Consider the following 11,525-nt stretch of genomic DNA (forward strand, 5'->3'; position numbering starts at 1 on the left):
TTTTTGAGAAAACACTTTGGATTCTAAACAACTACTCGCATTTGCCCTTGATAAAGTCGACGATATGAAAGCCCGTGATGTGGTACAGCTTGATGTTCGTGGTAAGTCAGACATTACTGATTACATGTTAGTGTGCTCAGGTAACTCTAAACGCCATGTACAATCGATTGCTGATCACGTTGCTAAAGAAGCACGCCATGCAGGTGAAGAGCCTCTCGGATACGAAGGCCAAAACGAAGGCGAATGGGTGCTTGTAGACCTAGGTGATGTGGTAGTGCATGTAATGCAAGACCAATCTCGCGACTTCTATGATCTAGAGAAACTTTGGGGCTAACCCTTAGCAAGGACATAGGTAACCATTTTGAAAATACAATTGATTGCTGTTGGCACCAAAATGCCAGCATGGGTTGAAACCGGATTCACAGAATATCAACGTCGCTTCCCACGTGATATGCCCCTTGAGCTAATTGAAATCCCCGCAGGTAAACGTGGTAAAAATGCGGATATCAAACGTATTTTACAACTTGAAGGCGAAAAGACCCTTGCTGCTATCCCTAAAGGCAACCGCATTGTGACGCTAGAGGTAACCGGTAAGCCAATGGATACCCATCAGCTGGCAAAAAGTATGGAAAAGTGGCAGCTTGATGGTCGCGATGTCAGCTTATTGATCGGCGGACCCGAAGGCTTAGCACCTGAGTGTATTGCAGCGTCTGAGCAAAAATGGTCATTATCAAACCTGACACTACCGCACCCTCTAGTGCGCATTATTGTTGCAGAAAGCCTATACCGAGGCTGGAGCTTGAATAACAACCACCCTTATCATCGCGAGTAGTAAAGCCAATGCGAAAACACAGACCCACGATTCGAGACCACTCGGCTGAGGCAAACTTATTTGCTCGCCGAGCATTTGTGGGTTTTGTGTTTGTTACACTGTTAATTGGTGTGTTGTTATCTAACCTATACAACATCCAAGTTATCGAACATCAAGACTATCAAACACGTTCGAACGATAACCGCATCAAAGTTATTCCAATTGCCCCTAACCGTGGGCTTATTTATGACAGAAATGGCGTATTACTGGCTGAAAACAAGCCAGTTTATAATTTAGAAGTAATACCCGAGGAAGTTGATAACCTTGAACAGGCACTGAGCGAAGTTGAAAAAGTTATCGAAATAACTGAGCAACAAAAAGCTGACTTTCTAGATGACATTAAGCACAATCGCCGCTTTAAAAGCCAAGTATTAAAAGCCCGTTTAGACGAAACCGAAGTTGCAAAGTTCTCGGTTAATCAGCATAAGTTTCCTGGCTTTAGTATCGAAGCGCGTTTAGCTCGCTATTACCCTTATGGTGATACCCTTACCCATGCCTTAGGTTATGTTGCCAAACTCAACAAAAAAGAACTCACCAAACTTGAAGCAGAAGACCAAGCTACTAACTACCGTGCAACACACGACATTGGTAAGCTCGGTATCGAAAAATATTACGAAGAACTTCTTCATGGTGTGGTTGGTTCGCAGCGCGTTGAAGTGAATAACCGTGGCCGAGTTATCCGCACTTTAAGCCTCACGCCACCTGAGCCTGGTCACGACTTAGTACTTACTTTGGATATTGGCCTGCAACAAATTGCTCAACATGCCTTAAAAGATATGCGTGGTGCCATTGTAGTGCTTGATGCTAAAGATGGCGGCGTTTTAGCACTCTACTCTAACCCAAGTTATGACCCGAATTTATTTGTTCATGGTATCAGCAGCACAGATTACAAAAAGTTGTTAAACCCTGACAGACCGCTAATTAACCGTACCACGCAAGGGCGTTATGCACCTGCCTCTACAGTTAAACCTCATATGTCAATTCTTGCCCTTGAAGAAGGACTGGTAACCGAGCAAACACAAATTTGGGATCCGGGTTTTTTCCAAATTCCTAATGTGGAGCACAAATGGCGTGACTGGAAACGTTGGGGCCATGGTCATGTTGATGTTTATCGTGCTATTGAAGAGTCATGCGATACCTATTTTTACGATGTTGCTTACCGTTTAGGGATCACCAAAATCAGTGACTTTATGACGCAGTTTGGCTTTGGCGAGCTCTCTGGAATCGATATTCACGAAGAAACATCTGCCATTATGCCATCGCGAGAGTGGAAAGAAGCCCGCTTTAGAGAGTCATGGTGGCGCGGCGACACCATTTCAGTGGGTATCGGACAAGGTTATTGGACCGCAACACCAATGCAAATAGCTAATGCTACCAACATATTAGTGAACCGCGGACTCGATCATCCTCCGCATCTTGTACAAGTCGCTAAAAAAGAAAACGAAGTAACGCAAATCAATAATGATGAAAAGCCACCTGTAGTATTAAAAAACCCTCATCATTGGCAAATTGCGCTAGATGCGATGCACAACACCGTACATAAAGTCACAGGCACGGCACATAAAGCATTTAAAGGGGCGAATTACGATCCAGCTGGTAAAACCGGTACTGCTCAGGTTGTGAGTATTGCTCAAGGTGAGCGTTACGACGCAAAATCACTTAAAGAGCGCCAACGTGATAACGCTATCTATGTTGGTTTTGCACCCTATAACGACCCACAAATTGTGGTCTCTGTGGTGGTTGAAAACACCGGTGGTGGTAGTACCGTTGGTGCGCCAATTGCGCGTCAATTAATGGATTACTACTTCTCAGCAAACCCGATTCAAATAGCCCAAAGTGACGCGCCATGATCCCATTAAATAAAAAACGCTCAATTTGGCAGCGCCTACACCTCGATTTACCACTTCTTATTGCCCTTATGGCGATGATGGTAGCCAGCCTTGCTATCGTTTACAGCGCTAGCGGCCAAGACTCTGCAATGATGATACGTCACGCAACACGTATGTTTGGCGCTATCCTTGGTATGTTTATACTCGCGCAGTTTTCGCCTAACACATTAAAGAGTATGGTTATTCCGCTCTACTGCGTGGGGCTTTTAATGCTGGTTGGGGTGTTGTTATTTGGGGTTAGTTCAAAGGGTGCACAGCGCTGGCTTGACTTAGGAGTGACCCGTTTCCAGCCATCAGAGCTAATGAAAATAGCCGTGCCAATGATGGTTGCATGGTATATCGGACGTAACCATTTACCGCCAAGAATCATCCATTTAATTATTGGCTTTGCGATTGTAATGGTGCCAACCATTTTAATTAAAGAGCAACCCGACTTAGGTACCTCTATTCTGATTGCCAGCTCAGGGATATTTGTATTGTTTTTATCTGGACTAAGTTGGCGCCTTATTGGCTTTTTATCTGCTACTGTTGGTTTGGCAGCATGGCCTTTTTGGCATTACGTGATGCTTGATTATCAAAAACAACGGGTACTGACCTTTTTAGACCCTGAAAGCGACCCGCTTGGCTCGGGTTACCACATTATTCAATCGAAAATTGCGATAGGTTCTGGCGGCGTTGAAGGTAAAGGCTGGCTGCAAGGCACACAATCACAATTAGAGTTTTTACCTGAGCGTCATACCGATTTTATCTTTTCTGTACTGAGCGAAGAGTTTGGCCTGTTTGGGGTTTGTTTATTACTTTGTATGTACTTGTTTATTATTGGTCGTGGCTTATATATTGCGGTCAACGCGCAAGATGCGTTTGGTAAACTGCTTGCCGGCGCATTAACACTGACCTTCTTCGTTTATGTATTTGTAAATATTGGCATGGTTTCGGGCTTACTGCCTGTAGTAGGTGTTCCGTTACCACTAATAAGCTATGGTGGCACCTCTATGGTGACCTTGATGGCCGGATTTGGCATTATCATGTCTATCGCCACCGATAAAAGGATGCTTTTAAAATAATGACACAGCGAGTCAATTACTTACTTATAGCGTTATTTTCTGTGCTGCTTGCGGCGTGTAGCTCTTCATCTCAGCAAGGCCGTTATGCTATGGAGCATGATGCAGCCCCGCTTCGAAAACCAACCGAACTTGAAATGCAAGATGCCATAGTCACCCCGGTTGTTAAAAGCGCAAGCGCTAGTCGTCCTTACGAAGTCCGTGGAAAACGCTACACGCCGATGCTTGATGAAACAGGCTATGCAGAAGAAGGGATTGCTTCGTGGTATGGTCGAAAGTTTCACAATTATCACACCTCAAACGGCGAGGTGTACGATATGTTTGCGATGACAGCAGCCCATAAAACGCTGCCGCTACCGAGCTTTGCCAGAGTAACAAATTTAGATAATGGAAAGTCAGTAATTGTTCGTGTAAACGACCGTGGCCCGTTTCATGATGACCGGATTATCGATTTATCTTATTCTGCGGCCTATAAATTAGGTTATTACCGACAAGGTACAGCCCGTGTTAAGGTTGAGGCTGTTACCCTTGCCAATTCTGCCCCTCGTTTAAGCTACATTCAGGTTGCTGCGGGAAGTACTCTTGCTAATGTTGAAGCCCTCGCGTTTCAACTACGTCAGCAATATCATGTGCCAACAAACATTGTTGAAAAAGATGGAATCTATCGATTACGTCTTGGTCCAATAAAAGATGCCGCAGAAGCACAAGCTGTTTTAGAAAAGCTAAAACAAAACCAATTTCAGAACGCGTTCTTGCTTTACAGTGAGTAAGACCTTTAGAATAGGTCAACGCAACATGTTTAACTTTAACCATTAATGAGTACGATGAAATCTATAAAATATAAAATCTTAAGTGGCGTTTGTGGCCTTGTTTGCACTGCTAGCGTATTTTCTGCAACAGCCCAAATTATCCCTGCCCCACCTCAAGTTAATGCGAAAGGTTATTTCTTGGTTGATTTCACCACAGGTAAAGTAATTGCCGAAGGCGAAGCAGATACAAAATTAGCACCGGCTAGTTTAACCAAAATGATGACCAGTTATGTAATTGGTACTGAAATCAAAGCAGGTAATATTGCACCAACTGATATGGTTACAGTCAGTGAAAAAGCCTGGGCAAAGAATTTTCCTGAATCATCAAAAATGTTTATCGAAGTCGGTAAGCAGATCAGTGTTGATGATTTAAACCACGGTATCATTATTCAATCGGGTAACGATGCCTGTGTAGCAATGGCTGAACACATTGCTGGTAGTGAAAGCGCATTTGCTGATTTAATGAATGCCCACGCTGAAAAGCTTGGCATGACTAACAGCCACTTCGTGAATAGCCATGGTTTAGATACTAACGAACACTTCACGACACCACGTGATATGGCAACTTTAGGTGCTGCACTTATTCGCGATGTACCAGATGAGTACGAAGTATACGCGAAAAAATCATTCACTTTTAACGGCATCAAGCAATACAACCGTAACTCATTGTTATGGGATGAAAGCATGAACGTTGACGGTATTAAAACTGGCCATACATCAGAAGCGGGTTATAGCTTAGTAACTTCTGCAACTAAAGATGACATGCGTTTAATCGCGGTAGTAATGGGCACTCAAAGCGAACGTGCTCGTAAAGTTGAAAGTAAAAAACTATTAAACTACGGTTTCCGCTTTTTCGAAACAATCACGCCATATAAAGCAGGCGACAGCTTTGCTGAGCAACGTATTTGGATGGGTAACAAAGAAAACGTATCGTTAGGTATCTTAGAAGATACACCTATTACGATTCCACGTGGTCAGCGTAAAAACTTAAAAGCGAACTTCGAACTTGATAAAACATTAGAAGCACCGCTTGCTAAAGGTACTAAAGTAGGCACGCTATTCTTACAGCTTGAAGGTGAAGAAATTGCACAATATCCACTAGTTACACTAGAAGAAGTGGAAGAAGGCAGCTTCTTTAGCAAGATCTACGATTACCTACGTTTACAAATTCAGTAATCTGGTCATAAAGTTTATAAACGCCTTGCACCGCAAGGCGTTTTTTTTTGTCTGAAAAATGATAGAATGCGCCCCATATCAGTCGCGCTGGGTCTAGTGCGTCGTAATCTAAGTTTGCTTAATGCCAAGAAATGGCAGAGAACACCTCTATTAAGCACACTCACTGTTTGAGGAGTCACCGTCGTGGTTCAACCTGTAAAAAATACTAAGTTTGATGAGTATTTAGATTTCCCTTGCCCATTCACATTTAAAATCATGGGCTTAGCTAACGTAAATCTAACAGATCAGATCCTAGAAAAGCTGCAACCAATTGCACCTGGCGATTATGCGCCAAAGGTAAAACCAAGCAGCAAAGGTAATTACGAATCTGTAACGCTTGTAGCAACGGTTACAAGTAAAGAGCACATTGAAGAAATTTATAACGTGATCAGCAACATCGATGACGTACGTCACATGCTATAGGCCGATTACGGAGTAAGTCGTGAGCGAAAGAGAATTAATCGTTCGTCAACTAGGTCGTCAGCGTTACATGCCAATTTGGCAAAAAATGCAATCTTTTACCGACACCCGTGATGAGCACACCGCAGATGAAATTTGGCTGGTAGAGCACGAGCCAGTATTTACGCAAGGCCAAGCAGGAAAAGCTGAGCACTTATTAAATACCGGTGATATCGAAGTGATCCAAGTGGATCGTGGTGGTCAAGTTACCTATCACGGACCAGGCCAACAAATGATGTATGTGCTATTCAACTTACGTCGTTTAAACATTGGTGTAAGGGAGCTGGTAACCTGGCTTGAAGAGTGCATTATTGATACGTTAAAAGACTACGGCATTGATGCCTACGCGAAAGCGGATGCACCCGGTGTTTACGTTAACGACAGCAAAGTTGCCTCATTAGGCCTTCGCGTTCGCCGCGGTTGCTCTTTCCACGGTTTAGCACTAAATGTAAGTATGGATCTAAGTCCATTTTTACGTATTAATCCATGCGGCTATGCTGGCATGAACATGGTGCAAACAACCGATCTTAACGGTCCGCAGAACCTCGAGCAAGCAGGTGCAGGGCTTGTAAAACACATGATTAAAAAGCTTAATGCTACTGTGGTTAAGCACACTGAAGGGTTTGAAAACGAATGAATAAACCAGTCAAAATGGAACCAGGCGTAAAACTGCGTGATGCAGAAAAAATGGCACTGATCCCAGTTAAAGTTTTACCGACTGAAAAAAACGAAATGTTGCGTAAGCCAGAGTGGCTAAAAATTCGCTTACCAAAATCAACTGAACGTATTGATGGTATTAAACAAGCGATGCGTAAACATGGTTTACACTCAGTGTGTGAAGAGGCTTCGTGCCCTAACCTATCTGAATGCTTCAACCATGGTACTGCGACTTTCATGATCTTAGGTGCTATTTGTACTCGTCGTTGTCCGTTCTGTGATGTTGCCCATGGCCGTCCATTAAAGCCAGACGCAGCTGAGCCAGAAAAGCTAGCGCTGACTATTAAAGACATGAAGCTAAGTTATGTTGTAATCACGTCAGTAGACCGTGATGATTTACGTGATGGTGGTGCACAGCACTTTGCTGACTGTATTCGTGAAATTCGCAAGCACAACCCAGAAATCACGATTGAAATTCTAGTACCTGATTTCCGTGGTCGTATGGACAGAGCCCTTGATATATTAATCGAGACGCCGCCAGATGTATTTAACCACAACCTAGAAACAGCACCGCGTTTATACAAATTAGCGCGTCCAGGTGCTGACTATAAATGGTCACTTGAGCTGTTACGTCGCTTTAAAGAAGCACATCCAGATGTGAAAACTAAGTCTGGTTTGATGGTAGGTTTAGGTGAAGAAATTAGCGAAATCGAAGAAGTGTTACGTGACTTACGCGAGCATAACGTTGATATGCTAACAGTAGGTCAATACCTACAACCTTCTAAGCACCACTTACCGGTTAAACGCTATGTGCCGCCAGCGGAGTTTGATGCATTAAAAGATTATGCAGACGAAATTGGCTTCACACATGCAGCCTGTGGTCCATTTGTTCGCTCAAGCTACCATGCTGACCAACAAGCAGCTGGTAAAGAAGTGAAGTAATACTTTTACAACTATTTGAAAGCCCGCATTAAGCGGGCTTTTTTATGTTCCAAAATATCAGCGCCCATAACGCGCTAAGAACATTTTTACAGTTTCGTTTATTACTTTCTTATCGGAGTCGCCTTCTTGGCGCTCAAAGCCATACAGCAACGGATAAAAGATCAGCGACTTTAACTGATACACAAACTGTTTTGCTGCAAACTCAACATCATCAATCGTTAAAACCTGTGCTTGCACACCCGCTTCTAAAAACGCCACCAGATCTTGCATACAGCCCATGTTATTACTGGCTAATGATTTTGCTAAATCAGGCTGCTGTAACATCTGCATAAAAGCGACTTTCGCTACTTTTAAAAACTCTTCAGAGGTCAAAAGTGCCACTTCTTGTTCAGCAATGCGTGTTAACTGCTCTGCAATTGGCACAGCAGCATCAAATACAACCGCTTGCTCTTGGCGGACTTTTTCAAACATAAACACAAGAATGGCTTGAAACAACACATCTTTATTTTCAAAGTGATTATATACGGTACGCTTTGAGGCACCCGCTAAGCTTGCAACCTGATCCATACTGGTATGCTCAACACCTTGCTGAAAAAACAATGTCTCAGCTGCATTCAAAATATCTAATCGTTTTCTCTGTGATAATTTCATGGACCCCTCCGATAAGGGTTACTAGTGTAACGCAAAAATAAAAAATGCACTAGATAGTTTACTTTTATAGCAAACCATGAAAAACTACACCGTGTAGTTTACTTATGGTGACGATATGAAATTTCTAAAATGGCTCGCAATCGCCACTCTATGCATCGTGATAGGAGTGTTTATTATGAATAATCAATTAGCCGCTGAAGGCGTGAGTGATAACAGCCACTCTGCGCAATTATCTGATGGCAAGTTCCACAATAGTGCTGAGGTAGAAAGACCCAGCTTTAAGAAAACGCTAGGTATCTTCAAACGCTTTATTACAGAAAAGAAAATCGATGCAGAGCCAAAAGGTGAACTGCCTATGCATTCTGTTTCTCATGCACAGCTTGAGCGTTTATCTAATGACACAGTGCATTTTGTGAAGTTAGGTCACTCCTCTATTTTAGCGAAAGTGTATGGCGAATACTGGCTATTTGATCCGGTATTTTCAGAGCGCGCTTCGCCTTTTTCATTCATGGGGCCAAAGCGCTTTCAGCCAACACCTATCAGCATTGCAGAGCTACCAAACATTGCCAAAGTGTTTATTTCGCACAACCATTATGACCACTTAGATAAAGCAGCAATTAAACAGCTTGTTGATAAAACAGATTCTTTTTATGTGCCATTAGGAGTCGAAAACGACCTGAAAAAATGGGGCGTTGATGAACAAAAAGTCCATAGTTTTGATTGGTGGCAAGAGCAAAATATGGCAAATAGCCAAATTGTATTTACCCCAACTCAGCACTTTTCTGGCCGAGGTTTAACAGACGGCAATAAAACTCTTTGGGGGTCTTGGGCTATTAAAGTAAAAGACAAGCGCTTTTATTTTAGCGGTGACTCTGGCTATTTTTCTGGCTTTAAAGAGATTGGTAATCGCTATGGGCCGTTTGATATCACTTTTATTGAAACCGGTGCTTACGACAAAGATTGGGCTGACATTCACATGACACCAGAACAATCAGTGCAAGCTCACCTCGACTTACAAGGTGATGTAATGGTGCCAGTGCATAATGGTACATTCGATCTCGCCTTTCATGCTTGGTATGACCCACTTAAACGTGTCGCTAAAAAAGCAGGACAAGAGCAAGTATCACTGAGTACTCCGCTAGTTGGAGAGGTATTTAAAATTCAAGATACCGCCATTGATAAAACGTGGTGGTAAAATTGGCAGGATGAAAGGTGCATTATTATCCTTTCATCCTGAATAATTAGTTATTTGTAGACTCTTTCTGGACAGCCCCCCTTCGCGTCCCATATAGTGAAACCCTGTGCAATCAACCAGAAAAACTATGACAACTCACCTTAAGTATGCAAGCTTGGCACTTGCAATTGGTTTATTCGGCTGCTCTGAGCAACCAACAACAAGCACTGATAAACCGAACGCTGAAAGCAATGAAGCCGTAAACATTGCCAATGTACGCTCACATATTAAAACCCTCGCCTCTGATGAATTCTTAGGCCGTGGCCCTTTAACTGAAGGCGAAACACTAACCATTAACTATTTAGCCGATGAATATAAAAAACTCGGCTTAAGCGGTAGTTTTAATGGCGAGTTTTTACAGCCAGTTACTATGGCAAAACTCACCCCAGATCAAAACATGACCTTACAAGTGGGTGATTTGAGTTTTAATGCTGGCAGTGATTTTACCGCCCGTACCCAACAAATTAACCCTGAAATCAACATCGATGGCTCTGATGTTGTATTTGTTGGCTATGGTATTAATGCACCTGAATATAATTGGGATGACTTTGCAGATATTGATGTAAAAGACAAAACAATTATCGTGCTTGTTAATGATCCTGGTTTTGCCACTCAAGACGACGCGCTTTTCACCGGTAATGCTATGACCTACTACGGTCGTTGGACTTACAAATATGAAGAAGGTGCTCGCCAAGGTGCAAAAGCAGTATTTATCGTTCACGAAACGGCTCCTGCCGCATACCCTTGGGGCGTTGTAGAAAGCTCGAACACGGGTAGCAAATATACCTTAATCGACCAAGATAAGAATGCTTCTGACATCCCTGTAATGGGTTGGATTGATGAGCAAGCGGCAAATGAAATTTTTGCTCAAGCAGGCCTTGATTATCAAACTGAAAAAGCCAACGCACTAAAAGCTGACTTTAAACCTGTCGACTTAAAAGCGAAAGCAGCGCTGACACTGAAAAGTGATATCTCTCAAGCGCAATCGCATAATGTTGTTGCAACGCTTAAAGGTAGCGAAACTCCTGATGAGTACATTGTAATTGGTGCGCACTGGGACCACTTTGGTACTAAGCAAACTGATGACGGCGTCAAAATCTACAATGGTGCTGTTGATAACGCATCAGGTAGCGCAGCAACGGTTGAAATAGCCCGTATTCTTACTGAAATGCATAAGAAAAAACCATTTAAACGCTCTATTATCTTTGCCAACTTTACTGCCGAAGAAACAGGGCTTATTGGCTCAGAGCAATTCGCAACTGGCGAGATTGTACCAACCAAGCAAATGGTCGCGCTGCTTAATATTGATGGTATGAACGTGCTAGACGGCGTTGACTACATATTACAATACGGTAAAGGCATGTCTGAAATGGAAGACTACCTTGCAGATGCAGCGAAAGCACAAGGTCGTCATGTAAAAATGGACCCGCGTCCTCAAAATGGTTTGTTCTTCCGCTCTGATCACTTCTCTCTAGCTAAACAAGGCGTTCCTAGCTTACTGTTTATGAGTTTAGGTGATACAGATCCTGATTACATCGCGCACAAGTATCATAAAGAAGCTGACGACTATTCAGCAGATTGGTCTATGGGCGGTGTTGAGCAAGATATTGAACTGATTGTTGATATTGCTGCCAAACTTGCTGATAACGGCGATTGGCCTAAGTGGAAAGCCGAGTCTGACTTCAAAGCTCGTCGCTTACAAGACAAGCAATAACCTTCGCTTAGATACAAAAAACC

12 protein-coding genes are annotated in these 11,525 nt (G+C 43.0%); 11 read left to right on the forward strand and 1 reads right to left on the reverse strand.

Annotated features, from left to right (window positions below):
• The first annotated feature begins 16 nt into the window (after positions 1-16).
• From rsfS to lipA, 9 genes are all read left to right on the forward strand, one after another.
• Complete coding sequence (rsfS, locus tag AUR67_RS11240) at positions 17-334, forward strand: ribosome silencing factor (protein WP_054561829.1); 318 nt, start codon at positions 17-19, stop codon at positions 332-334.
• Between the two features lie 27 nt (positions 335-361).
• Complete coding sequence (rlmH, locus tag AUR67_RS11245; protein ID WP_036967350.1) at positions 362-832, forward strand: 23S rRNA (pseudouridine(1915)-N(3))-methyltransferase RlmH; 471 nt, start codon at positions 362-364, stop codon at positions 830-832.
• Positions 833-840: 8 nt separating this feature from the next.
• Positions 841-2,721, forward strand: coding sequence for a penicillin-binding protein 2 (gene mrdA / locus AUR67_RS11250; protein WP_058585338.1), 1,881 nt, complete (start codon positions 841-843; stop codon positions 2,719-2,721).
• Positions 2,718-3,824 carry a rod shape-determining protein RodA gene (gene rodA, locus AUR67_RS11255; protein ID WP_058585339.1) on the forward strand — a complete coding sequence of 369 codons (1,107 nt, stop codon included), beginning with the start codon at positions 2,718-2,720 and terminating at the stop codon, positions 3,822-3,824. Before mrdA ends, rodA begins: the two co-directional genes overlap by 4 nt.
• The gene (locus tag AUR67_RS11260) at positions 3,824-4,591 is read left to right on the forward strand and encodes a septal ring lytic transglycosylase RlpA family protein (protein ID WP_054561832.1); all 768 of its coding nucleotides are present in this window, start codon (positions 3,824-3,826) and stop codon (positions 4,589-4,591) included. The genes rodA and AUR67_RS11260 overlap by 1 nt, the downstream gene beginning before the upstream one ends.
• A gap of 54 nt (positions 4,592-4,645) precedes the next feature.
• The gene (locus tag AUR67_RS11265; protein WP_058585340.1) at positions 4,646-5,806 is read left to right on the forward strand and encodes a serine hydrolase; all 1,161 of its coding nucleotides are present in this window, start codon (positions 4,646-4,648) and stop codon (positions 5,804-5,806) included.
• A gap of 183 nt (positions 5,807-5,989) precedes the next feature.
• Complete coding sequence (gene ybeD, locus AUR67_RS11270) at positions 5,990-6,268, forward strand: DUF493 family protein YbeD (protein ID WP_054551674.1); 279 nt, start codon at positions 5,990-5,992, stop codon at positions 6,266-6,268.
• 19 nt (positions 6,269-6,287) lie between these two features.
• Entirely contained in the window at positions 6,288-6,941 is a 654-nt protein-coding gene (lipB, locus tag AUR67_RS11275; protein ID WP_082665624.1) for a lipoyl(octanoyl) transferase LipB, read from the forward strand.
• Positions 6,938-7,903 carry a lipoyl synthase gene (gene lipA, locus AUR67_RS11280; RefSeq protein WP_054551675.1) on the forward strand — a complete coding sequence of 322 codons (966 nt, stop codon included), beginning with the start codon at positions 6,938-6,940 and terminating at the stop codon, positions 7,901-7,903. The genes lipB and lipA overlap by 4 nt, the downstream gene beginning before the upstream one ends.
• Positions 7,904-7,960: 57 nt before the next feature.
• Here the strand turns inward: lipA and AUR67_RS11285 are convergent, their stop codons facing one another.
• Positions 7,961-8,554 (reverse strand): TetR/AcrR family transcriptional regulator, encoded by a 594-nt coding sequence (locus tag AUR67_RS11285; RefSeq protein ID WP_058585341.1) that lies wholly within the window; start codon positions 8,552-8,554, stop codon positions 7,961-7,963.
• A gap of 175 nt (positions 8,555-8,729) precedes the next feature.
• Here AUR67_RS11285 and AUR67_RS11290 point away from each other — a divergent pair, with 175 nt between their 5' ends.
• Both AUR67_RS11290 and AUR67_RS11295 read left to right on the forward strand, forming a co-directional pair.
• Positions 8,730-9,749, forward strand: coding sequence for an MBL fold metallo-hydrolase (locus tag AUR67_RS11290; RefSeq protein WP_235591828.1), 1,020 nt, complete (start codon positions 8,730-8,732; stop codon positions 9,747-9,749).
• A gap of 127 nt (positions 9,750-9,876) precedes the next feature.
• Positions 9,877-11,502: a M28 family metallopeptidase gene (locus AUR67_RS11295; protein ID WP_058585343.1), complete on the forward strand. Its 1,626-nt coding sequence runs from the start codon at positions 9,877-9,879 to the stop codon at positions 11,500-11,502.
• Positions 11,503-11,525: the final 23 nt, after the last annotated feature.

The sequence above is a fragment of the Pseudoalteromonas sp. XI10 genome (assembly GCF_001469895.1).
Classification (GTDB): domain Bacteria; phylum Pseudomonadota; class Gammaproteobacteria; order Enterobacterales; family Alteromonadaceae; genus Pseudoalteromonas.